This is a genomic window from Saccharophagus sp. K07, assembly GCF_014336955.1.
Lineage (GTDB): Bacteria > Pseudomonadota > Gammaproteobacteria > Pseudomonadales > Cellvibrionaceae > UBA5868.
On the sequence record NZ_QRAI01000010.1, the window covers coordinates 1 to 24631 of the forward strand.

Genomic DNA, 24631 nt, shown 5'->3' on the forward strand with positions numbered 1-24631 from the left:
CAAAACATGGTCTCGCCAGAATTGCTGTTTGCTTGTCAGATTCATATTCATACCCCAGTCAAAAACCTGGGGGTATCTTTGGTGAATCAACCGAGACTGGCTAGGGTGGGGTTTGTCGAGCGCTTACTGCAAAGCTGCAGGTTTTATGAAATTAGATAAAATTGATCTTACGAGAAAACTGCTTTACAAATACCGAGGCCCGGCGATCGCGAGTAGCCTAATTTTTCAGCCGCTTTTTTAATGCTGAATGCACAACCTACCAACCCTTTGAATTTGCTTTCGAACTGCGTGCTCATAAACAGCCAATGTTTGGGTTCGATGGCCAAGCGATCCAATATGGATGGTGTGCTTGAAGAAATTGATCCGCGTTTATCTTCACGAATAATTCGACCGGTCCAGTCGACCAACTCCAAATAATCCTTAAGCGGGAAGGGCAGCCCATATGGCATAGGTTCTCGAGGATTGCCAACAAATGCCATCAGGGATTTGGGTTGTTGCTGCTCTTCTATTAAAACCTCAATACGCTTTTTCACCGAGGTGTGTTCGGATGTTTCTGGTGCGTCCGCCATTTTGGCTCGAATGGGATTCAAATCCACATAGGCCATGCAGGCGGCTAAAGCTCTTTCATCGCAGAGGGCTTGGCTTTTAAAGCGTGATTCCCAGAATTTGCCAGTGCAGCGGTCTTCGCGATTGGCTTGCCGAGCAATGGGTTCGTTAACCAACCGCATGAACCAGCTGATGCTACAAAGATTTTCCCGCCATTCCGCTAATTTCTGCCGAACTGCGTCGAGCTCTATATTGGTCAGTGCTTCCCCTCGCAAAAACTTATGTGTCAGCATCGTACCTTTAAATAACTGATGCCACCGCTGGCAGACTTCCTGGTCAGTCCAAGCTAAGTTTTTGATTTTATTAATGTGGAGCACTACATGGTAATGGTTGGACATGACAGCATAAGCCGCTACGTCTATCGCAAAGATCTGTGCCAGGGTTAGAATCCGGTCTTCCAGCCACTGGCGCCTATGCTCGAAAGACTGGCCGGTTACGGAATCGGTGCCGCAGAGAAAGGCGCGGCGCACGCAACGAGTTACACAATGGTAATAGGGCGTGGCATCTAGTGAGATCTGATGTTTGCGAGCTTTGGGCATGACCACCTCCTTGCGACTGGATAAATATACAGCCCAAAAACTTCATTAGCAATAATTGGGTGGGTGTCTGGGTTGGGGGTTAGCCTGAATCTGTCCAACGCTGTGGCGATTGTGAGCTATGAGGCCTGGCGGCAGCTGGGGTTTGCGGGCGGCAGCTAAGTTGTGGCCGACCTTGCCAAAATCCCCCACTTTAATCAGGTCTGCTGAGGAAGCTTGTATGAACATCAGTTTGTTGGCTATGCACCCGGAAATTGGGTGGAAGCGCTCGGAAATTCGTGCCGGACTGTATAGCCTTCGTTACCAGAGCCATGTCGTTTTCTACCGCTTACTGCAAACCCGCATTCGCATAGTGCGGATCTTTCATCAATCGCGCGATTTAATCGGTGTTTTGCACGACTTGAATGAAAATTCTGGCGACGTCGGCCTGCTCAATGACACTTGATCAGGTTTTCCTATGAAGAGTAACGCGTTATTTTTGCAGCGCAACGAGTGTCTTATCAGGCGCCTCTCACCGCCCCATTACAGCAGTTCTTCGCTACTACGGGCGACTCCGTCTCCTGGATCTTTATACATATGCAACTAAGGGCGCAGTCCCTGGACACAGGTATTTTTCTTCCGTTAATATGCGCTCACTTTCTTCGGTCCTCAGCCATTTTCCTGTTCATGCTTCCACGACGAGGTGAGGAAACCGAATAATGTTTAATTATTCTTAATGAGCAAGGAAATATCATGCATTATTGGAAACCCCTCTTTCTACTTTTGATCCTCATCAGTCTTTATGGGTGCGGTGGCGGTGATTCTGCATCCAGCTCTTCTTCCAGTTCCGGCAGCTCTTCTTCCAGTTCCGCCAGTTCTTCTGGCTCTCCCACGGGCAATGTATGCCCGGCGAACAAACCCTGCGCCATCATGGCGTTTGGTGACGGTGTTATGGAAGGCCTGGAGCCTGTAGGCACCGGCGGCTACGCCAACAACGGTGGCTTTCGTCCGGCGTTACTGGAAATGGCCGTAGCCGACGGCAAGTCGATAACCTTTGTTGGCGTTCGAGAAAATGGCCCGTCCTCCACCGAGCATCCCCTGGCCAACCTGCGTAAGCACAGTGGTTTTTCGGCCATCAGGCTGGAAGATCTGGTGCTCATGGTGCCGGACCCTATAAGGCGTTTTCCGGCGGATATCGTGTTGATACACGCGGGGACACACGAGGTTGCGTCCACGGGCTTCGACAATATCGGTCCGCAAAGTTTTTCCAAGGAAATGCAGCTTTTGCAATCGGTTATGCAGCGCTTTTACAGCCTGAATCGCTCCGGGTTGCTTGTGGTATCCAATTTTGCCGGGCTTAGGCATGGCGATCCGAGAAGCATAGCGATTGGCTCCGCCATAGAGCGGGCAGTGGCTGACTTTAAGCGACAAAACCCCGCCGCGCAGGTTGTGCTGGCCGACCATCTGGCGCGCGGTATAACAAGAGGGCACGACAACCTAATGCCCAATGCCGCAGGCTATCACGCCATGGCCGAGGTGTGGTATCAGGCCATTCAGCCTTACTTAAAATAGGAGCGATACAGCCCATGAATAGAATCTTGATATCAATAGGCGCGTTTATTCAAAGTCAAGTGCCAGTGTTGCAACAACGACTGTTTTCCGTGATTGGGGTGCTCGCTTTAGCGGTGGTGTGCTATACACCTACCTCATATGGGCAAACGGATGATCTGACTGAGTTCGAAATCGTGGATGGTGTGCCTGATGGCGGGTTTAGGCTGTTTGAAAAAAGCTATGTGCTTTTGAATCGCGAATTTGAGTTTATTCCGATGATGTTCTACGAAAACGACAGAGCAACCCGCCCCGATCTTTTCGAGCATTTTTTCCATAATAATCCTGATGAGACTCAATTCACTCTGGAGGCGGACTACTACAGCCCAATCGACAACCAGCAGTATCAATACACCTACCCCCAAGCCGGTCAACCCATCGCTGTCGTTACAGCGGAGCCCATCCAGGAACCCATGTATTCAGTGGCGCGATACAGAGACTTTAAGCGTACCTACAAGCAGCGGAACCCCGACCCGAATAAGTCACCCCAAGTGGTATCTTCGTCCCGCTGGAACGATGCGCGCGTGTTTCGCCCGGTCATCCGCAAAATCCCCTTCTATCTCCAGTTGGAGCTGCTCGATCCCATGTATGAGGACATGTTTGAGTTAAAGGGCGCGCTCAGCCGCTTTTTTGAGCCAATGCAACGCAATAAGCCCATAGGCAGACAAGTATCAAGAATTGCCACAGGTATGTTCGAACCGCCGTTCAAATCGGACGAAAAGCATATTGCCTGCCCTGTTTGGTACGAGTTTAAATTTATGGGATATGTGGACGGCTTTCCCAGGGGGTTAGATGGAGTGGACGACGCTACAATCCACAATCTGCCGGACGGGGTGACATTCGTGTCCGAAATTATCAGTTGCGATGGGTCCCCACCAGGAGCGGGTGGAGAAATAAGAGGCTGCGCACAGGTTGGCGGCACCAAAATAGCCGTGCGAATGGATTTGCTGAGGGATAAATTTGCCATCGAAACACACAATAGAAGGCATTTGTTGGGGCCGGTACTGCTACACGAACTGACTCATGCCTATGGATTCAACGATCATAGCGGTGATAGTGACGACCTGATGTATGGACGCGGGGTTGGCGAGGCCCCCTATGTCACCCGCGAGCAGTGCGACATGCTTACCAAACACGAGTCAAATAGACCGCATATCGGCTTTGCCGGCTACGAACCCTGGGGTAAATAAGATGAAACGATTAATACTGTTTGTTTTGATTCTGGCACCGATTAACTGGGTGAAGGCAGAGACTGCTGAGCATGAGGAAACCGATATTGTCCTGCCGCCACCCGCGCCGATTATGGTAGAGAATGGCTCGTTTATCGTGGAAGACGGCCAGGAGCGCTGGGGCTATGACAATCTGTCGAGAGCGCAAGCGCACGCCCGAGCGGTGGGGATGAGCAATCTGCCGCCCAGCCCACACCAAAAGGCTCGGAGCGAATTGCTGAAGAATTTAGGTCTCGGCGAGCTTGAGCGTTCAGCCCTAAGCTGGTCCCGCTACGAAGATATCAAAGTGTATCGTGGCGCCAATACCGATCTGTTGTTTACCATGCTGAAACACAAAGAACTCGCTACCAGTTGGAATTATATTGCATGGACCATAGGCGCGGTTGCGGACGAGGCCGCAGCCAAAAAACTCGCCGACTACCTTTCCACGCCTGAACAACTAGACACCAGGGGCGAGAAGAGTATCTATATTCAGACACGCACCGGCGGCTTTCTGGGCTTGACGCTTGCAGCGAAAGAGGGACCCATGCCGTGGATCAACAACTACTTAATGACCCATGCGGATCCTGACGAATGGATAAAGATCTTTAAGGCGAAGGGCTTGGAAATTGACAATGACTCCGCAAAAGCGTTGGCAGCGCGAGCCGTTAATGCAATCACGCAACTGGGCCAAGGTGATCCTTTGGTCATGCTCCAGGAAGTACGCGAGCGCCGTTTGGCAAAACAGCCAATCCAGCCTCTGGCGGCAGGTAAGCACAAAGAGTCATTCGTAGAATATATTGATGGAAGGATTGAGTATTTGAAACGGTGGGCCGAGGCAGGAGAAAATCCCGGCTGCGTGGATGTTTGTCCATAACCTAGCCCGCCACGCCCTCCCGGTCCAGGGAGGGCGTCACTACATCGGAGCACCTTCTTCCGCCGCATAAAATGCTGCTGTCTCCCCCCGAACCTCTAAAATCGGTTTCCCAGCCTCAATTCCAGGGGGTAGGAGGAGGGCGCCGGGTTACCCGGCGCCTTTTCGATCTCTTTACGTCTAGTGCTGCATACGCTTCGGCGCTTCATGATATTAAGCTCGCCGAAGAAAGACAGTATGCGCCGATATGCGATTTTTCGCGTCATTTCGCTAAACGGACGTTGCTCATCGGGGAAGAGACGCTAAAATCCGACCCCGCTCCAGACGCAGGTTTCATCTATGCGCTGGAACGCTGCATTCTGCGCCATCCATTTTCTTTATTCGTTTCATTCTGCGCTGTCGCCGTTTGGTCGGTCTTTTCTCGGTTTTGCGCACAGGGTTCAGGGAGATCGCCATGCACCGTTTACTAGCCATAGTGAATTAGGAAATTCCGCTGGTATTTTTTCTACTCGTCCAGGGAGCCGTAAATCAACTCGCTCTTTAACAATTTGTGAAATAAATCTTATAAAGGAGTGAATATATGTCGAAATAAAATCGAAATTGCGCAAAACGCAAATATACCGGGATGGTTTAATTTGTCTTGTTGAAGCTATTTTAAGAACATTTTGATTTTCTAGGAAACCTCATGTCAGACACTGATGCATACAAAACCCCCTTATCGAAGCTTGCCGGCTCTGAGAGTAAGCTTATGGTTCTCAGCTGCAATAGAATTGCGGCGGGCACACTTTTAAAGGTCATGATCTTAGGGTCTGTTATTGGTCTTACGACCATTTTGACGATCTTGTATTCTCTGTCTCTCCTTGGAGGGAAAGAGCCAGATATTGAGCTTTACGCCTTTACCGGAGTGTCCATTGTCGATTTCGTATTGGTTGTTTTGATCGGCTCACTATTCCAAGGCTTGTTTGCGTTCATCTTCGCTTGGCTAGGATTGTTCATTTATTCCAGGTTCTTTGATATTAAGGTCACGCTCGTGCGTAGCAAAGCGTAACCGACAACCCCTTGAATTTGCTTTCGAACTGCGTGCTCATAAACAGCCAATGTTTGGATTCAATGACCAAGCGATCCAATATGGATGGTGTACTTAAAGCGGGATTCCCGGAATTCGCCAGTACAGTGGTCTTCGCGATTGGCTTGGCGAAGAATTCTGACCTCTTGATTCGGTGGCGCCTGTTTCATTGATCGGGTAGAGGTGCGAATTGGTGTCAGAGTTGAGATTAGGCCCGGGGGAAGGCCTGCAAATGCCAGATAAAATAAACCTGTCCCGTTTCCTTGAAAAAGTGACAGTGGCTCGATTATGCTGCCGCCTCCTTACGCGACAAGGAGCTAATCGATATGCAACACGAAGATGTATATTTGGAACCCGCCAAAATTCTTTGGACTGGTGGTTGGGATTCAACATTTCAACTCCTCCGTTTGTTGTTTCTTGATAAGCGGCCAGTAGAGCCCTTTTACTTGATTGATGAAAGCCGCCGCTCAACCGGAACTGAGTTATTAACCATGAAGCGCATTAGGCAGAGCATCAGTGATATTGATGTGGCTGCGGCGTCACTTTTGCTTCCGACCAATTATTTTTCAGTGTCGCAGATACCAGAAGATCCCGAAATCACAAATGCATTTAATGCCATTAAAAGCACCCGATTCATTGGGCGTCAATACGATTGGCTAGCGAGGTATTGCAAATATCGGGGCATTGGTAATCTTCAGCTTTGTATACATGAAGACGATAAGGCTGCTGTGGTGGTTGCTCCATTCCTTTCAAAAGAAACCCCAGATAACGAGCTAGCCGTGTTGGCGGATCAACCTTTGGGATCAAATGAACATATGATTTTCAAATGGTTTGAGTTTCCCATCCTAAAATTAACCAAAACAGACATGGCCAAGATCGCGGAGCAGCATGGCTGGAAAGACGTTATGGAAAAGACTTGGTTTTGTCATAGCCCGCTCAATGAGAAGCCTTGTGGCCGGTGCAATCCATGCAGATATACAATAGAGGAAGGTCTTGCATGGAGGGTTCCAGCGCGTAGACGTTTTATTGGGAATATTCACGCGATGCTATCCTCACCTGCGAAGGCTACAAGAAGAATGTTGGCGACGCTACGTAAATGAATAGCTATACCGCTTAGAAAAATAGACACTAGCGCTAAAGCCAGAGCGTCTATATCGCTAAAATATGGTCATCCCAAAAAGCAAAATGGAAGTCAATCCTTACAGTTAAATATTAGAAATCAAGCCAAATCTGAATTGTCAGTACCAACTTTTTGGCGCCAAAAGCGCCATAGGTAATTAGTGCGCCATCCTGAATCAACACAACGAAAGAAACTAATACCGCAATAAGATCTCCAAGTCCTCTGGTGCACTGCGTCAAGGCGGATAAATTTTCCAGCCGTTATAAGAAAAATTCTGCTTAGACGCAAAAGCCAAAATCCAATTTCGGGTACTACTAATTAAAGCTAGAGGTATTTATGGCTCGATCATCCTTAAAGAATACGTTAAGTGCGGCTGCAAGTGCCGCTGCGCTAGCGACATTTTCAACGACGGCTTTCGGGCATGGATTAATGGTGCGGAAAGGCGGACTCACCTCGGCTATCACATTCAGCCTTCCACTTGTAAAGCTGATTCCTTCGAACACCTAGCTCCCGCGCCAGCTGGGCTATTTCTTTGTCGCCACGATTCAACAAACGAACCGCTTCTCGTTTGAATTCAGGGCTAAACGTCTGTCGTTTTTTCTTTGGCATACACACTCTCCTTTGGGGGTATTGTCCCCTTTTAGGAGTGTGCGTCAATCTGGGGTAGGTTCACTCTGACCTCGTCGAGGCGGCAATAGATTCCTCCATTGGCCGCTCTGTGGTCTTTATCAATGATATTGAAGAGGAGCTTGGAATGATTGCTGGCGACAAAAACAAGCCCTATGCGGCGCTTGTACACATTGCTTCGGATGGATTTTCAATAACGGGAGGGTTAGAAGCCAAAATACGTAACATGTACTCGTGATCGGGAAAGCATTCAGGAAAGGGGTAGGATCAGATTTAATTTCTCCACAAGTTCAGAAAGATCGGCGTAAGAATTAATGGGGCAAGAATTAATGGGGACCAGATTTATTTTATCCACAAGATCAGAAAAGTTGGCGTAACATCGATTCTCGTTGTCGTCTGAATAACATTAAAGGGACAGATTTATTTACCACTATGTCGGTGGATTGAACTGTCGACGTAATATTACCCGCCTAGGGGCCGCAGGCTCCGCGCGACGGAGTGGTTGCGCAAACGGTATTGCTGCTCAGGATTCGCAACTGTTAACATCGCCGCTTTCGACTAGCCCATCATAAGGAGATGCCATGAACCAGACCGCTGAAGCAAGCGCTACGAGATCGGACGAAGAGAAATTCCATTCTTTTGTACATGCGGCAATTGATAAACCCTACCAGATCGGTAAGCCACATAAGCGTGAACATAGCAGCCGATGGGCGGACACTATTGTAATGTCGGCTACAAAAAGCATCGCCATCACAGTCCATATCAATTTCAAGAGTCCGAAGTTAGCAGAGACAGAACGCCTAAATTTGATTAGCCTTGCGGCGCAAGGTATAGGCAAATATTGGAGTCGGGATATCACAGTCAATGGATCTTTATATAAAGTAAGCGTGACCGCGTAACATAAGCCTGATAGCCCACTGCCTGCAATTCTTAAAATCGAGCAGGGTACGAAAGATTACGGCCGTTCGTTTAATGCTGGCGTCCTTGGGGTGGACGCCCGATTCATTTACAACAAAGGATTTTTCCCTAGCACAAAGCTTGCGGATGACGACTTTATGCTGGTTTGTGCACATGAGTTCGGTCATTCGGTGTTAAAAGCTGCGGGCGGCATAAGTCTATCCTGGGGTCACAAAGGGACCACCGGGGTCATTTCCCAGGCTGTAAAAAAATCTACGCCCGGGTATCCAACCTCTGGCCCAATAGATCTTATGAAGTACTACGATGATAAGAAGCAGAAGGCAAGTTTTTCTCAGCTCGTCAACGATTCTATTGTTAGTGAAAAAGATTTAATGCGCTTGATTTGGCTCTCAAGAATTCAATGGAAGTGACCATGTCTCTAGTTTCTCGTTTATTTCTGACATTCCTGTTTTTAACTTTTGCAGCCTGCAAAGAGCCCAGTCCCAGCTTTGTTTTTCTTGAAAACGCGACCGATGACAGATTGCAGGTGATAGCTGAATTTGACGGGGCTGACGCTGTGTCGCAGCCACTGAGATTCGAGCTGGATCCGGGTCAGCAAGACGGTTGGCGATTTTTCTCTGATGAAAAGGAAGCCGAAAGCTTCGATTCCTCGTTTCGTTCGCTATTGATAAGATCCGCAAAGTGCGAACGCAAAATCGAAAGATCGACACTTTCGAAGCGAGTTCGTAAGGATGGCGCTTGGATACTTCGCATAGATCAGGCGCTGTTTTCTTGCTGATAATCGAGTGGCAGAGCACTTGAATTTTCTTGCCCCGATTACCGTCATTCTCGCGAAGCGGGAATCCAGCTTCTCCAAAGCTCGAAAATATGGATCCCCGCTTTCGCGAGGATGACAGTCTTGTGCGGAGGAAAAGCGCATCCATTGAGCGAGAATTCGGCCTCATAATTGGCGCTATTGCTGCAATGATTAGGCCCTCGCCTCCAGCCCACCTTGGATTCCCCAGCTTTTCTTTTTCTATTCCGGCAACTGATAAAAATCGAATAGAAGGTGGCTCTTACCCCAGGCAATCAGTTGTCCATCTCGAGTTAATGCGGCTTGAGATGATTTGGAATAAATCGCAACTATATCTTTCAAGCCTGCTGGTATTGTACTTTGCTCAGCGGATTCATCGAGCCAGTCGGGCAACTCGGCATTTATGCTGATCAATGTCCCATCCTGCTTTAAAGCCAAATGGGTCGAATATCCGCCAGCAATTGCAATTATGTCATCCAACCCTGGGCCCACATCCGTAACACTGGAAGATTCGGGATCCCATATTGCTACTGTGCCATTTGTGCGCAGCACGAGAATATTGAAGGTCGATTCGGCAACAGCGCTAACCATTGATGGGCCGTGATGTATTTGTAATTCGCCGGAATAATGCAGTCGCCAAGCAACGGGCTCGCCCTGGTCATTTAGAGCGACAAAATAACCGCCGCTGCGTTGCACCGATACAATGTTACGCAGACTTGCGACAAATTCTGCTTCTTGCGGATTTAAATTTATCGCCCGAAGAAATACAGTTCCATCGGTTTTCAGAATAACCACCGTTTGACTATCTGCAAAAGCGACATCTTTAACATCCGCAAATGTCTCCGCCACTTCCGCTACGGCTTCTCCCAGAATAAAAAATCCCCATAAACTGAGCGTGCCATCAGTATGAAAAGCAGCAGACAAACCTCCATCTGCATCAACCCGCACAACGGGTGCGTCACTGCCGAGAACAATTGGCCGGTCGTTTAATGGCAGAATTTCACCGTTCGTTTTCAGCAATAAAGTCAAATCCGATGCAGCGTTTATGACGCCGCCAGCCAGATCCGAAGGCAACAAGCTGGCGAGTCCATATCCCCACGACATCAAGCTTCCATCCATTTTTTGCGCAAGACCGCGATTCAAATCTACCGATATATGCACCGCCCCCGGCAGCGTTTTCACCTTTTGCACAGAGAGGGAAGTCCAGCTTCTTTCCCAGCTGATTAAGTCTCCATTCGCCAACAGTGCGTAGCTCTTACCGCGTACGACAGCAATGGCGATTGCACCAAATTCGTCAGTCAATCCCGCTGGGATCAAGGGATAAAACGAACGGGGTCCCCAAGAAACGATTGTCCCATCAGCGCGCAGCGCCAAATTATGGTTTTCCCCGGAAGCAATGGCGACGACTCCACTGAGATCAACTTGAGGGAATTCATCTTGCGAAGTACAACATTGGCCATCCCAGGCAGTTACACGGCCATCCCCATGCAACGCCAATCCATGATCTTTGCCCGCCGATATAGCGACAACATCGCGCAGATTTGGTGGCATCTTGGTTACTCCCGGTCCCACACCCCACGCCTCAACCGTACCATCTCCCTTAAGAGCCAAGGTGTGCGTCGAGCCTACGGCCAATGCTTTGACATTAGACAAATCACTCGGAATCGGCAGAGTTTGACGGTAACAATCCCAAGTCTCGACGGTTCCATCCCCCTTCACCGCCGCGAACGATCCATAGTCACCGCCCGCGATAGATACAACGTCAACGAGGTTGTCCGGCATACAAGTTTGCCGCCCCCAGGTCGTAGGTGTGCCCTGCTCATCCAGATAAAAACTGGCGTCTGCGGCTGTAAAAATTCTTTTAGCTGGCTTATCCGGCATAACAAAAGGTGTTGCCGGTTTATTACTGTAAAAAACAGCCGGCGACTCGGACTGCCCCAATTTGCCGCCACATGCAGCAAGCGCCAATGTCATTATTATTAAAATAAAAATTTTTCTGCACATGGCCATAACCGATTCCCTGCTTGAAGGTTTAATTGGTCTGATGGGGGATGGTCAATACGACGGAAATCATCATTTTCGACACAAAAGAAGAACCATTCCCTTCACAGAAATACCTAAGAGTTGCATTAGTAACCCATTATCTAAGGAAGCTCTGATTAAGTTCAAATTTTTTCACTCATATTTTTTGAATAATTCTCAATTTCATTCATGGCGGAAAAGGCATGATTTTTCCCGTTTTTCCTACTTGTTTTGCCTTAAATCTGGCCAATTGCCAGATTTAAGGCGCACTGACCCTAGGTCAGCAAGAATTTCTTGCAGGTAAGCAGGTTTGCAAAACCCGCTAAAACATAAAGCCGGTTGGTATTTTTGGCGAGTCCCCGGTAACGCACTTTGGCATAGCCAAACTGCTGTTTGATCTTTAAAAATACGTGCTCTACTTTCGCTCGCACTTGGGCCTTGGCTTTTTCTGCCCGTGCGGCAATTCCTCTTAATGTTTTGCGAACACCGGGACGCTGACTAATTAGCCAATCCACTTCCACATCTTTTAGCTCGGGTCTTTTTTCTGCGCCGCGATATCCCGCGTCGCCCCAAACGGTACCCTCTTCGCCGTGCAGCAGTTCCGACAATTGCGTTATATCGTGCTCATTGGCAGACGTGGTAGTTAGCGTATGAACAACACCCAAAGTATCATCCACGCCAACATGCATTTTCATCCCAAAATGCCATTCGTTGCCTTTCTTGGTTTGATGCATTTCGGGATCACGCTCACCATTTTCATTTTTGGTCGAGGTGGGCGCTTCGATAATAGTGGCATCAACAATACTACCTTCTTTCAGTATTAATCCCTGTTTGTCGAGATGGCGGTTCACTTCTTTAAAAAGGGCTTCGCCTAAATTGTAGCGCTCTAACAAATGGCGGAATTTCAAAATAGTGGTTTCGTCCGGTATGGAACCGCTCAAGCTCAAGCCTGCGAATCTGCGCATGGATTCGATCTCGTACAGTGAATCCTCCATAGCTGGGTCGCTGAGATTGTAAAACAGCTGCATGCAGTGAACTCGCAGCATGACATTTAACGGGTAGGGATGACGCCCTTGGCCATTTTTGGGGTAATGCCGCTGGATCTTGCGCTCCAATTGCTTCCAGGGAATCAGCGTATCCATTTGTTCGAGAAACTTTTCCCGCCGGGTTTTGCGCTTCTTTGCGTTATATTCGGCTTCGGCAAAAGTGAGCTGATTCATAATCGATTACCCTAAGAGTTGAGCTGTGCTAATTATGCCAAATTTTTGGACTTAACCAGAGGCTCCCTAACCTCCCTAAAGCTCTATTTCAATAACAAGGACACCCACTCTTATATTTCAATAACAAGGACACCCACTCTTAGAAGCGGCAGGGTAGAAAGCCCCACCGCAATCGACAGACTTGAAGCACGACCTTGCCTATCGAAAATACCGCGCTGAATTTGAAAATACCGTGCTGAATTTTGACGGAGAGAGGAGTTTCTTCGTGAGGTTAATTTTGTTCTGAATTGCAGAAAAAAATAGCCTCTGCAAAGCTGCAGGCTTTATGAAATTAGATAAAATTGATCTTACGAGAAAACTGCTTTACAAATATTGAGGCCCGGCGATCGCGAGTAGCCTAATTTTTCAGCCGCTTTTTTAATGCTGAATGCACAACCTACCAACCCTTTGAATTTGCTTTCGAACTGCGTGCTCATAAACAGCCAATGTTTGGGTTCAATGGCCAAGCGATCCAATATGGATGGTGTGCTTGAAGAAATTGATCCGCGTTTATCTTCACGAATAATTCGACCGGTCCAGTCGACCAACTCCAAATAATCCTTAAGCGGGAAGGGTAGCCCATATGGCATAGGTTCTCGAGGATTGCCAACAAATGCCATCAGGGATTTGGGTTGTTGCTGCTCTTCTATTAAAACCTCAATACGCTTTTTCACAGAGGTGTGTTCGGATGTTTCTGGTGTGTCCGCCATTTTGGCTCGAATGGGATTCAAATCCACATAGGCCATGCAGGCGGCCAAAGCTCTTTCATCGCAGAGGGCTTGGCTTTTAAAGCGTGATTCCCAGAATTTGCCAGTGCAACGGTCTTCGCGATTGGCTTGGCGAGCAATGGGTTCGTTAACCAACCGCATGAACCAGCTGATGCTACAAAGATTTTCCCGCCATTCCGCTAATTTCTGCCGAACTGCGTCGAGCTCTATATTGGTCAGTGCTTCCCCTCGCAAAAACTTATGTGTCAGCATCGTACCTTTAAATAACTGATGCCACCGCTGGCAGACTTCCTGGTCAGTCCAAGCTAAGTTTTCGATTTTATTAATGTGGAGTACTACATGGTAATGGTTGGACATGACAGCATAAGCCGCTACATCTATCGCAAAGATCTGTGCCAGGGTTAGAATCCGGTCTTCCAGCCACTGGCGCCTATGCTCGAAAGACTGGCCGGTTACGGAATCGGTGCCGCAGAGAAAGGCGCGGCGCACGCAACGAGTTACACAATGGTAATAGGGCGTGGCATCTAGTGAGATCTGATGTTTGCGAGCTTTGGGCATGACTACCTCCTTGTGATACTGGACAAATATACAGCTCAAAAACTTCATTAACAATAATTGGGGTGGGTGTCTGGGTTGGTCCTATGCCACTACAAAGTATTATCTGAAAGGAAAGGGAGGAAATGTATGTCACTTATTGAACAGGTAGTGGATGCTTATATCGACAACTATGGTGAAGATGCCGGTATAGGATTACTAAAAGTTCTTGCAGATCCAACGGCGGGGGGAGATGGATACAGGGTGCGTATGTATCCGATGCTCGATGCGGATGGCTGGGAGGTCGACAAGGCGGGCAAGCTTATTGAGCTGGACACGACCAACTGGGGATTTGAAATAGATGCTGGTGGCTTGGCAGAAAATCTTAATGAGGCGGTTGAGACCGATATTTTTAAGGTTCGTATGGGGTTGGCTCCCCGTTTGGGGTGGGGTACCGGAAAAATTCTTTTGGGTGTGGTGGAAACTGCGATTGGTGTGGTTGGAATTATAGTTCCGGAGCCAGGTACTACTGGCGCTGGTATAATCGTGACAGCGCTTGGGGTGAATATTGTCGGTGACGGATTTTCGCAGCTTATTGGTGCCAATAGAGGGCATGGTTATAACGTACTCGGTGAAGCTTCAGGTTTGATTGGGTCGGAATTGGCAAAGGGGGTTGGAAAAGACGCTAAGCTTGGAGAAGCCATAGGAAAAGGAGTATTTATTGTGACTTCCATAGCGGTAGGGTCGCTCGGGTCTATCTGAATTCTCAAAGTGCCCGGAACCACATTTGCAAGACTGGGTGTAGGAGGTCAAAGTGGTGGAGCAGTTGTAGGCCGGATTGATCTGCTATATGGAAGCAACAATGCCAAAGACGGATTGACCATCATTAGTATTAATAACAACGCAGGCCAATCAATCCTCCGCTTTGTCACGCACGAAGGCCAGTTAATGGCAAACGCAAGAATCGGCAAAGTTTTTGAGGGTTCGAAAATTGTCCAGGGAGAGCGGATATTGAGGCATTCAGCTTCTGGAAAAGAAATATTGAAAGGTCTCGTGAAATTGGCTTGGCATGGCGCCATCAGAGGGTTATAGAGCATGTCAAAAATAAACCCGAAAATCCCCCGTCTTGAATGGCCGGAGTTTGATCATTCAAACGAACGTGAAATTTTTTATGCGTCGCTTCTATCACTGCTTGGTCAGGCGAAGTGGATAGTTGTAATTCCAAATCCAGCTCCTTTAGGTTCCATTCGGAAAAATATTGAAGCTGACTGCGGCGGACTTCTCTTTCCTCTCGAAATGCCTCACGATGGAGTTGCATGGTTGATTAAGTGGGACGATGCCATGAAAGTTTTTCCAGGAATTTTTCATGCGAGGCGACCTGAATTGATTTTTCTTTCATTTCTGGAAAAGCCAGATTTGCTAGTCCTTAGCCAAGCGCTTCGGAATGATGATCCAACGCCAGCACTACGTAGAATTCACTTTGACGAAGGCGAAATGGTGCAAGTGCATCAATCAAAAGGTCAGAGTACTTGAATTGAAGTGACTATAGAGCGGCTTATTGAGCAAAGGATTTCGTTCAAAATTAAGTTTAGGAAATTGAGAAATGGCCAGCATGCCGAGATTGTATATGCCAGGTTGCGCGCAGCATATTATCCAGAGGGGAAATAATCGTTCTGTTTGTTTCTGTTGCGACGCGACACTACACCATCATCGCGACTTTTGGCCTACAGAGTGTTATTCAATGCCAGTTTCACTGCTGGATCGAGTTCGATTGTGCACCAATAAGGAATGATTTGTAGGTGGATCAGATTTCGTAAAGCAAATAGAGGCTGCTATAGGACGAAAAGTCTACCTGCGGCAATGGGGAGGCAGCTGGCGCTCGCGGAAAGATGTCCAAGAACTCAGACCCTTTGATCCTGCAGCAATCCCACTTAAATTGCCGGCGAATGATCGCGCCGCGTTGGTAGAGACCTTGATATTTAGCCTGGATAAGCCGGATGCGTCGATTGATGCGGAATGGTTGAGGGTGGCTGAGGATAGGCTTGCGGATTATCACGCAGAGGAACTGGAAGCGGTGGATGCTGCTGACGTATTTGCTGAATTGGGGAAAAAGTTTTGAAAGTAAAATTTTTAGCGCCAGCTCGCGGGGATTGCGCGATGCCGTTAATGACTACAAAGCGCTGCGAGGAACTCTCGGTGGTGAGTTTTGGGGCGAGCATCGAGATTAATTTCTCGAATGGTACTGACTATGGCGATTAATAAAAAACTTGAACAGAATTCTCTTCTTCCCATATTTGCGCTACTTTCCATCGGCTGTTCGACTGCGCCCGGAAATGCCACCTACGTCAAGCCTGAGCGTATTGAGGCTGACGAGTTGAAGAATGTAACACCTTTGGACTGGAACCCTATGACGGTTACCTATCAAAGCGTAGATCGCCTACATGATGAGTGTTACGAGGCAATTGAGTGCGCCAATCTGATTACATCAGTAATTTATCGCAATTGGACACGACCGCCAGTTCGGACCGGCTCTCCCGCATCTTTCTTGATAACATTGGATAAAAACAACAATATAGTAGGGCTTAGACTTATAGAGTCCAATGGCGATTTTCGCTTTGATAAAAGCGCGGCGGTAGCGATTATGTCGTCTTCGCCATTTGATGAGCTGAAATCATTGGATAACGTTGAGCGAGAGCGGTACCTTCAGACATTCGAAGTCAAATTTCATCGAAACGAGCTAAGGTAAGAGGATGGCGTTTGACATGACTTGTCATTGTGGGTGTGTAAATTGTAAGGCCTGATCCCCATTTTATCCCCCTTATTGCCATAATCGGAATTCTCTTCGTTTGAAAAGTCAAACGTCTTTTTTGAGATAATCAGGCTCAGATTTCATTGAATACATGATAAAAGCCCACTTATATCACGATTGTTTTTGTCTGATTTCGTCTATAGGAAGGCTGTAAACGGTCACACTTCCGCTAATTCATCCTTTAAGTTGGTTAAATATTGAGTTATTAATGGCGATTCTTGTATCAATCTTTAGAAGTTTGTGTCGAGGGTATGGTTCTTTTTTTGTGTCTAAAGACGATTTTTTGTATTGATTGTTGCCTAAGCAAACCGCTCAAGTCTTTAAACGGGCCATTCAAGCCTTTAAAAAACCACTCAAGCCGTTAATCCAACGAATCAAGCCTTTCATAGGGAGCCAATTATGGCGGTGCTTAGCAAGCCGTTTATTTTAATCATGACTTTGGTGCTCGCAGCATGTGGCGGTAAATTGGAGGAGCAGCCCAGCACTTCCTACATTTTTTACAGTAATAAACCGGCCACGCCTTTTGTGATGCCGGAAAAGTCGCCTAAGAGAATTTTTGCCGAGCCAGGAGTGAGTTTTTATGTGGATGAGCACGGCAGACCTACGACGTGGGGACTGCAAACTTGTATGTCGGAGAATTTGGTTGATGTTGTATCCATTGCTGGCAACGCGGCAGTAAAGCGTGATGGAACCGTTGAGGCGTGGAGTTGTTCTGAGACCGCGCCGCACTTTCCAAATAATCTGCATAATGTCAATGCGTTAGCGGTTGACCAAGATTACACGCTGGTCCTTAAAAATGATGGGTCGGTTGAGGCGTGGGGCTGGGGCGAGGGCGTAAGCAAGATGCCGCCCAATCTACGCAATGTGGTTGCTATATCCGCAGGCAAAGATCATGGATTGGTATTGCATAGCGATGGACGTGTCACTGGCTGGGATGGGCCGCTCGCATGTTGTTTTTCCCGAGATGAATTTGCCAAGGTTGATCATCTCCGTGGGATAGTCGCCATCGCATCTGGGGATCATCATAATTTGGCGCTGCGAAATGATGGGACCGTTGTTTCTTGGGGAAGCTATTCTGCTGGTATTCCACCGGGATTGACCAATGAATTTGGTGCAATTGCCATCGCTGCTGAAGGTGACAGAAGTTATGCGCTGTTGGCAAATGGAGATCTGGTTCGCTGGGAGATCAATATGTCGGGCATGAAGGTAGACAAGATAGGAACCTTGCCGGGCGTGGAGCATATAGCTGTCGCATCGACTCATGGCCTTGCGCAAAAAAAGGATGGACGCTTAATGGCATGGGGGAATGAGCTCGCCAGTTTGTTGCCTTCTGATTTAGCGGGCGGGGTCATTAGTATTGCAGCGGATTTTTCTTTATTGTTGAAAACGGACGGTGAAATTCTTTCAATGAGCGATCGCCCGGTAATTCTCGGTAGTGACGCTCCTGTTGTGAAAGTAGATGCGCGCACCAGAACCAACGCGGCTCTTCATTCTGACGGCACACTCAGTGTTTGGGCGTTTCGTTTTCCGGGAATGCCCTTTGGTGATATGACAAAGACATTTTCAAATGTTAAAGATTTTGTGGTTACAGGCAGTAACCAGCAGGTCGTTATTCTAAAAACCGATGGAACGGTATTTCTGTCGTCAGCAAACTTAAACGCGCAAGAAGCGGAGTTTGTTGCAAGTTTGCGTAACATTGTGTCGGTACAACACAGCGGAGGTTATTCTGTTGCACTGAATGACAAGGGCGAGCTTACTGCTTGGCGAGTGCATAATTCTCATGGTTTGCAAACCTATTCCGGCCCGTCGATGATTCGTGCTGTTGGCGGTTCCTATGACAACATTTTTATTCTGCGCTCCAATGGTACAGTCGCCACTTGGAATCCAGAATCTTCAGATGTGATCGAAGTGGCCCCAGAATTGGATGACATAGTGACCATTGCCGGTGGTTATCCAATTTATTTAGCCCTAAAGCAGGATGGCACAGTAAAAAGTATCAATGCCTCATTTCCCAATGACATTGATGGCTTTTTTGCAATAAATGCAGTGCCGCATGGTTTAAACGCGGTTGCTATTTATTCCGAATTACCACTCTCAGGAATTTCTTCTTCGCAGGCCGCGTTAACCCGTGCTGGGCAGTTAATTTTTTGGGGGAAAAGCTACCTTTCACCGGATTTTTACCAGTTGCCGGAATAAAAAGCGGAATCTCAAAAAAGTGCGGATTGCCCTTTGGTAATGCGCACCACCTTTATCACCTCAGCAACGCGCGCTACTTTAACCTTTCCTTGGAGCTTAAGCGCGAAATTCTCCGGCTTTCCGAGAAGTATAATAGGTGATCCTCATGAAGCATTTGTTTGTTGCGCCACTTTTAGCTCTGCTGCCTATTACTGGCTGCGCTACAGAGGTTATCCCCTTTGGCCACGAAGCTTCGTGGCAGGAGCGGCAGTACAGAACGACTCTGCCCGCTCCTTTCGGCGGAGTACAAATCACCATTGCAGCTGATAACAGCGGGAAAACGACGTCGGTTCGCATCCATACAGATGTAGGCGAAGTTGCTTTGCCGGTCGGTGTTCTTGAGCAATTAACGAATGTATCCGAGCCGCAGATCACTTACGGCGAAGTTGGGAAGGCTACGCCAGCGAAGATTAGTGCATTCGCAGTACATGTAGAGTTCGGTGAGCTTGTGTATTCGGAAAAATACAAGGAGTCTTTCAGGAGCATTGCGGGGTGGAGGGTAGATGAGTCGATGACCATACAGAATTTTGAAGTGGTAAACTTTCAGTAAGAAATTAGATAAAATTGATCTTACGAGAAAACTGCTTTACAAATACCGAAAAAATTCAGGTCTTACAATTTACACATCCACAATGACAAGTCATGTCAAATGTAAGATCTGATAAACATAAGGCAGCCTCGCCGCCACCAGTTGGTGGCGGGGTACAATGATTGTCGACGAAAACACATCATTGGAGGCTGCCATGACACTTTATTGTGGAATCGATTTGCATTCAAATAATTCCGTTATCTGCGTGATCAATGACAAAGACCTGCGTCTGTTGGAGACAAAGGTGGATAACAAAGCTGAGTTGGTTATCAAAGCACTTTCTCGTTATAAAAAGCGATTAAAAGCCGTAGCGGTGGAGTCGACTTACAACTGGTATTGGCTCGTCGACAGCCTGAAAGAAGCCGGCTTCAATGTGCTCCTTGTCAATACTGCCAAGGTCGTCCAGTACAGCGGCCTCAAACGCACGGATGATCGCTACGACGCATTTCATCTAGCGCATTTAATGCGGCTCGATATTTTGCCGACCGGATATATCTATCCAAAAGCCACCAGAGGGCTGCGCGACCTTGTACGTAAACGGATTCAGCTTGTGCAGGATCGCAGTCGTGAGATTATCCGGCTAAAGTCGTTTATTCAGCTACACACAGGCGAAACCATTAAAGCTACCAGTGTGAAAGCGAAGAAATTTTCACTTCCTGTCTTTGGCGACCAGAATACGCAGTTGTCATTAAAAAGCTCAATTATCGTCATTCGATCATTAACCCAACAGATCAAAGCAATTGAAAAAGCAATACTGCAGCAGCTGGAATCGTCAGAGAGCTTCACCAATCTCAAAACGGTGCCAGGTATCGGTGACGTACTCGCTGAAACAATCCTGCTGGAAACCGGAGATATTCGTCGGTTTGACGGCCCTGGAAATTTTGCTTCTTACGCACGCTGCGTTGAAAGCCGACGAACGAGCAATGGTAAAACCAAAGGTCAGAATAACCGAAAAAATGGCAATCGCTATCTTGCATGGGCTTTTATTGAAGCTGCTAATTTTGCGATTCGTCGCAGCGAAAAGGCCAAGCGGTTCTATCAGCAAAAAAGCAAGGCTACCAATGTGGTTGTTGCCAGAAAGGCGCTGGCTCACAAGATTGCAAGGGCGTGCTACTGGATAATGCGAAAAGGAGAGGCTTACGACGAAAGCCGACTTTTCGCTTAAGGTTGGTGGAGCTGGGTAACCAGTGCTTGGGGTTGGAAAAACCAATAGACCTGATTGGCCCAGCTCTGCCTCTATTTTGAGATGCGTTTTAAAACACTGCCCATGCTTTAAGTCAGCAGAGGTTGAGCGATATCAGCTCCCAGAGCTGTTAATCGATTGAATAAAGTACGGTACCGATGTTTTTCTGGGGCGTAAGCCAGGGCTGTCACAGACAGCTTGATCCTGATGGGTGACTGGTGCAATTACATTGACACCATACCAATGAGAAATCGGGCGCAGATTGTTAAAGAACGTGTCGATTAATCGACTTCCCGAGCGAGCGGGAGAATATTATTTACTTCGTAGTTGACAAAAAGCCTAATGGGTGACCCCCTACCGCCCTACCGCTCGACGAAAGTCACCGCTCAATAAGTCGGGAATTCCGCTGCTCATCGGCCACTTCCTCCGCCCCCACCGGCCACTTCAAAGGCGCAAAGGTGGGGGTTAATTGCATATCCCCAACTTCCGCTTTTACTTTGTTGTAGCTCGCTTGGGATTTCGGGCTTAATTCCAGGCTGATACTGTTAAAGATGGCATCCTGAAGGGCTTGGACCGGGGTGGGGTCGAAAGTGAGCTTGCCCCGCTCGCCGCGGCTGTAGAGGTGTTGCACGAAGGTGATGCGAACAAAGTGCTGGTCGGTAATTGGGAAAAGGAACAAGTGATCCGGATAGGATAAGTTGTTGGTGATATCGGGGTCCGGCCCTTGATTATAGATTTTGCAGCTGGCACTAAAGACCGGCAGATGATTGTGTCTTCGCCAATCCACAGGACCATGCCAGCGAGGGATATGTGTTTGCACATCCCAATGCTCATGACCATAGCGATCATTAAGATATTGAACCAACACCATCTCAAAGGCACGGGGGTGAAAAAAGGAGAGATCGAACGCGTGTTCGGGTTGACGGCCGAGCACAGTAACAGCCATATGCAATTCCGCTTTACACCCAGTCATCCATGGGCCCCAAAAGGCCCACGTGCGACTCAACGGTGTTGCAAAGCCCCAATGATCGTTGGGCATATTGGTGGAGTTGAAATGCCTCAGGTTGGAATCCGCCAGCACGTCATGACCCGGCAAGACTCGTGCTTGTTCCACTGACGAAAATTTTGGGCTATGCCGAGGTGCTTTAAAACGTAACCGGTTGCCGGCCAGATGCAGAGTGGTCCAAGGCGCCCAGGCAAAGCTAGGCCCTTGGGGTACGCAGTATTCTTTGCGCTTGCGCCACTCCAGCGGCGGGTATTTAAAATAATTACGCATGCTCTCAACCTCAGCGCTTGAGCTTATGGCGCAAGTCTTTCACCACGCTCTGGCCCAATTCGAAACTCACCGCTCAATAAACAGGGAGTCTTGCTGCGCCGTTGACTCCTCTACCCCAATCGGCCACTTCAAAGGCGCAAAAGTGGGGGTTAATTGCATATCCCCAACTTCTGCTTTTACCTTGTTGTAGCTCGCTTGGGATTTCGGACTTAATTCCAGGCTGATGCTGTTAAAGATGGCATCCTGAAGGGCTTGGACCGGGGTGGGATCGAAAGTGAATTTGCCCCGCTCGTCGAGGCTATAGAGGTGTTGTACAAAGGTGACTTGAACAAAATGTCGGTCTGTAATGGGGAAAAAGAACAGATGGTCGGGCTGAAGGAGGACGCTTAGGTCTTCCGTTCGCTTATAAACCTTGCAGCTGGCGCTAAAGGTCGGTAGATGGCTGTGTCGTTGCCAGTCCACCGGGCCGTGAAATCGCGGAATATGGCTTTTATTTCCCCCCCTATGCTCGTGTCCATAGCTGTCGTTAAGGTATTGAACCAGCACCATCTCAAACGCACGGGGATGAAAAAAGGAGAAGTCGAACGCGTGCCCGGGTTGGCGGCCGAGCACAGTAATATCCATGTGCAGCTCCGCTTTACATCCGGTCATCCAAGGGCCCCAAAAGGCCCACGTGCGACTCAGCGGTGCTGAAAAGCCCCAATGATCGTTGGGTATATCGTTGGAATTGAAATGTCTTAGTTTGGAATCCGCCAAAACGTCATGGCCCGGCAAAACTCGGTTTTGCTCCACTGACGAAAAGTGTGGACTATGCCTAGGTGCTTTAAATCGCAACCGGTTGCCGGCCAGATGCAGAGTGGTCCAAGGCGCCCAGGCAAAGCTAGGCCCTTGGGGTACGCAGTAGTCTTCGCGCTTGCGCCACTCCAGCGGCGGGTATTTAAAATAATTACGCATGCTCTCAACCTCAGCGCTTGAGCTTATGGCGCAAGTCTTTCACCACGCTCTGGCCCAATTCGAAACTCACCGCTCAATAAACAGGGAGTCTTGCTGCACCGTTGACTCCTCTACCCCAATCGGCCACTTCAAAGGCGCAAAGGTGGGCGTTAATTGCATATCCCCAACCTCCGCTTTTACTTTGTTGTAGCTGGTCTGGGATTCGGGGCTTAATTCCAGGCTGATGCTATTCAAAATCGCATCTTGAAGGGCTTGGACGGGGGTGGTGTCAAAGGTGAGCTTGTGCCGCTCGTCGCGGCTGTAGAGGTGTTGCACAAAGGTGATGCGAACAAAGTGCTGGTCAGTAATTGGGAAAAGGAACAAGTGATCCGGATAGGACAAGTTATTGGTGATATCGGGGTCCGGTCCTTGATTATAGATTTTGCAGCTGGCGCTAAAGACCGGTAGATGGCTGTGTCTTTGCCAGTCCAAAGGACCATGCCAGCGGGGAATCAGCGCGTCAGGGCCTTCATCCCCCCAGCGCCTATGCCCATAGCTATCGTTAAGGTATTGAACCAACACCATCTCAAAAGCACGGGGATGAAAAAGGGAGAAGTCGAACGCGTGCTCGGGTTGGCGGCCGAGCACAGTAACAGCCATATGCAATTCCGCTTTACATCCGGTCATCCAAGGGCCCCAAAAGGCCCACGTGCGACTCAACGGTGTTGCATACCCCCAATGATCATTGGGCATATTGGTAGAACTGTAATGACTAAGCCTGGGATCTTCCAGAATATCGTGGCCGGGTAATACGCGGGTTTGCTCCACTGACGAAAATTTTGGACTATGCCTAGGGGCTTTAAAACGCAGCCGGTTGCCGGCCAGATGCAGAGTGGTCCAAGGCGCCCAGGCAAAGCTAGGCCCTTGGGGTACGCAGTATTCTTTGCGCTTGCGCCACTCCAGCGGCGGGTATTTGAAATAATTACGCATGCCATCAACCTCAGCGCTTGAATTTGTGGCGCAAGTCTTTCACCACGCTCTGGCCCAATTCGAAACTCACCGCTCAATAAACAGGGAGTCTTGCTGCGCCGTTGACTCCTCTACCCCCACCGGCCACTTCAAAGGCGCAAAGGTAGGGGTTAATTGCATATCCCCAACTTCTGCTTTTACTTTGTTGTAGCTGGTCTGGGATTCGGGGCTTAATTCCAGGCTGATGCTATTCAAAATCGCATCTTGAAGGGCTTGGACGGGGGTGGTGTCAAAGGTGAGCTTGTGCCGATCGTCGCGGCTGTAGAGGTGTTGCACAAAGGTGATGCGAACAAAGTGCTGGTCGGTAATTGGGAAAAGGAACAAGTGATCCGGATAGGATAAGTTGTTGGTGATATCGGGGTCCGGCCCTTGATTATAGATTTTGCAGCTGGCACTAAAGACCGGCAGATGATTGTGTCTTCGCCAATCCACAGGACCATGCCAGCGAGGGATATGTGTTTGCACATCCCAATGCTCATGACCATAGCGATCATTAAGATATTGAACCAACACCATCTCAAAAGCACGGGGGTGAAAAAAGGAGAGATCGAACGCGTGTTCGGGTTGACGGCCGAGCACAGTAACAGCCATATGCAATTCCGCTTTACACCCAGTCATCCATGGGCCCCAAAAGGCCCACGTGCGACTCAACGGTGTTGCAAAGCCCCAATGATCGTTGGGCATATTGGTGGAGTTGAA

24 protein-coding genes are annotated in these 24631 nt (G+C 48.4%); 15 read left to right on the forward strand and 9 right to left on the reverse strand.

The genetic code is table 11. The features are described from left to right. Positions 1-167 precede the first annotated feature (167 nt). Positions 168-1145, reverse strand: coding sequence for a transposase (locus tag DWB84_RS18565; protein ID WP_187411319.1), 978 nt, complete (start codon positions 1143-1145; stop codon positions 168-170). 217 nt (positions 1146-1362) lie between these two features. Here DWB84_RS18565 and DWB84_RS18575 point away from each other — a divergent pair, with 217 nt between their 5' ends. The 6 genes from DWB84_RS18575 (at position 1363) to DWB84_RS18600 (ending at position 6977) form a co-directional block, all read left to right on the forward strand. Further along, positions 1363-1587: a type II toxin-antitoxin system RelE/ParE family toxin gene (locus DWB84_RS18575; RefSeq protein WP_187411341.1), complete on the forward strand. Its 225-nt coding sequence runs from the start codon at positions 1363-1365 to the stop codon at positions 1585-1587. Between the two features lie 287 nt (positions 1588-1874). Beyond that, a complete protein-coding gene (locus DWB84_RS18580) occupies positions 1875-2693 on the forward strand; it encodes a hypothetical protein (RefSeq protein ID WP_187411320.1) in 819 nt (272 codons plus the stop codon). Positions 2694-2707: 14 nt separating this feature from the next. Next, positions 2708-3919, forward strand: coding sequence for a hypothetical protein (locus tag DWB84_RS18585; RefSeq protein ID WP_187411321.1), 1212 nt, complete (start codon positions 2708-2710; stop codon positions 3917-3919). A 1-nt stretch (position 3920) separates the two neighbouring features. Beyond that, positions 3921-4814: a hypothetical protein gene (locus DWB84_RS18590; protein ID WP_187411322.1), complete on the forward strand. Its 894-nt coding sequence runs from the start codon at positions 3921-3923 to the stop codon at positions 4812-4814. Positions 4815-5496: 682 nt separating this feature from the next. Continuing rightward, a complete protein-coding gene (locus tag DWB84_RS18595; protein ID WP_187411323.1) occupies positions 5497-5859 on the forward strand; it encodes a hypothetical protein in 363 nt (120 codons plus the stop codon). A 344-nt stretch (positions 5860-6203) separates the two neighbouring features. After that, positions 6204-6977: a 7-cyano-7-deazaguanine synthase gene (locus DWB84_RS18600; RefSeq protein ID WP_187411324.1), complete on the forward strand. Its 774-nt coding sequence runs from the start codon at positions 6204-6206 to the stop codon at positions 6975-6977. Positions 6978-7423: 446 nt separating this feature from the next. Here DWB84_RS18600 and DWB84_RS18605 read toward each other — a convergent pair whose 3' ends face one another. Continuing rightward, positions 7424-7606 carry a transposase gene (locus DWB84_RS18605; protein WP_187411325.1) on the reverse strand — a complete coding sequence of 61 codons (183 nt, stop codon included), beginning with the start codon at positions 7604-7606 and terminating at the stop codon, positions 7424-7426. Positions 7607-8205: 599 nt separating this feature from the next. Here DWB84_RS18605 and DWB84_RS18610 point away from each other — a divergent pair. Together DWB84_RS18610 and DWB84_RS18615 are read left to right on the forward strand one after the other, a co-directional pair. After that, a complete protein-coding gene (locus DWB84_RS18610; RefSeq protein WP_187411326.1) occupies positions 8206-8523 on the forward strand; it encodes a hypothetical protein in 318 nt (105 codons plus the stop codon). A 419-nt stretch (positions 8524-8942) separates the two neighbouring features. Continuing rightward, positions 8943-9320 carry a hypothetical protein gene (locus DWB84_RS18615; RefSeq protein ID WP_187411327.1) on the forward strand — a complete coding sequence of 126 codons (378 nt, stop codon included), beginning with the start codon at positions 8943-8945 and terminating at the stop codon, positions 9318-9320. Positions 9321-9557: 237 nt separating this feature from the next. Here DWB84_RS18615 and DWB84_RS18620 read toward each other — a convergent pair whose 3' ends face one another. From DWB84_RS18620 to DWB84_RS18630, 3 genes are all read right to left on the reverse strand, one after another. After that, complete coding sequence (locus DWB84_RS18620) at positions 9558-11345, reverse strand: hypothetical protein (RefSeq protein WP_187411328.1); 1788 nt, start codon at positions 11343-11345, stop codon at positions 9558-9560. 287 nt (positions 11346-11632) lie between these two features. Then, positions 11633-12577 (reverse strand): IS5 family transposase, encoded by a 945-nt coding sequence (locus DWB84_RS18625; RefSeq protein WP_187408337.1) that lies wholly within the window; start codon positions 12575-12577, stop codon positions 11633-11635. 347 nt (positions 12578-12924) lie between these two features. Continuing rightward, positions 12925-13902, reverse strand: a complete 978-nt coding sequence (locus DWB84_RS18630) for a transposase (protein WP_187411329.1) — start codon at positions 13900-13902, stop codon at positions 12925-12927. A 126-nt stretch (positions 13903-14028) separates the two neighbouring features. On the opposite strand from DWB84_RS18630, the gene DWB84_RS18635 reads away from it, so the two are divergent. The 7 genes from DWB84_RS18635 to DWB84_RS18665 all read left to right on the forward strand — a co-directional run bounded on the left by DWB84_RS18635 (position 14029) and on the right by DWB84_RS18665 (position 20676). Next, a complete protein-coding gene (locus DWB84_RS18635; RefSeq protein ID WP_187411330.1) occupies positions 14029-14640 on the forward strand; it encodes a hypothetical protein in 612 nt (203 codons plus the stop codon). Between the two features lie 333 nt (positions 14641-14973). After that, positions 14974-15411 carry a hypothetical protein gene (locus tag DWB84_RS18640; protein WP_187411331.1) on the forward strand — a complete coding sequence of 146 codons (438 nt, stop codon included), beginning with the start codon at positions 14974-14976 and terminating at the stop codon, positions 15409-15411. Between the two features lie 403 nt (positions 15412-15814). Further along, complete coding sequence (locus DWB84_RS18645) at positions 15815-15997, forward strand: addiction module protein (protein WP_222868280.1); 183 nt, start codon at positions 15815-15817, stop codon at positions 15995-15997. Positions 15998-16126: 129 nt separating this feature from the next. Next, positions 16127-16624, forward strand: a complete 498-nt coding sequence (locus DWB84_RS18650; RefSeq protein WP_187411332.1) for a hypothetical protein — start codon at positions 16127-16129, stop codon at positions 16622-16624. A 462-nt stretch (positions 16625-17086) separates the two neighbouring features. Further along, positions 17087-18883, forward strand: coding sequence for a hypothetical protein (locus DWB84_RS18655; protein ID WP_187411333.1), 1797 nt, complete (start codon positions 17087-17089; stop codon positions 18881-18883). 145 nt (positions 18884-19028) lie between these two features. Next, positions 19029-19472, forward strand: a complete 444-nt coding sequence (locus tag DWB84_RS18660; RefSeq protein ID WP_187411334.1) for a hypothetical protein — start codon at positions 19029-19031, stop codon at positions 19470-19472. 157 nt (positions 19473-19629) lie between these two features. Then, the gene (locus tag DWB84_RS18665) at positions 19630-20676 is read left to right on the forward strand and encodes an IS110 family transposase (RefSeq protein WP_222868281.1); all 1047 of its coding nucleotides are present in this window, start codon (positions 19630-19632) and stop codon (positions 20674-20676) included. Positions 20677-21073: 397 nt separating this feature from the next. Here DWB84_RS18665 and DWB84_RS18670 read toward each other — a convergent pair whose 3' ends face one another. From DWB84_RS18670 to DWB84_RS18685, 4 genes are all read right to left on the reverse strand, one after another. Next, positions 21074-21970, reverse strand: coding sequence for a hypothetical protein (locus DWB84_RS18670; protein WP_187411335.1), 897 nt, complete (start codon positions 21968-21970; stop codon positions 21074-21076). A gap of 66 nt (positions 21971-22036) precedes the next feature. Continuing rightward, complete coding sequence (locus tag DWB84_RS18675; RefSeq protein WP_187411336.1) at positions 22037-22924, reverse strand: hypothetical protein; 888 nt, start codon at positions 22922-22924, stop codon at positions 22037-22039. 66 nt (positions 22925-22990) lie between these two features. Next, entirely contained in the window at positions 22991-23893 is a 903-nt protein-coding gene (locus DWB84_RS18680; RefSeq protein WP_187411337.1) for a hypothetical protein, read from the reverse strand. A gap of 66 nt (positions 23894-23959) precedes the next feature. Then, positions 23960-24631 (reverse strand): hypothetical protein (locus tag DWB84_RS18685; protein ID WP_222868282.1); only part of this gene is annotated, 672 nt, incomplete at its 5' end.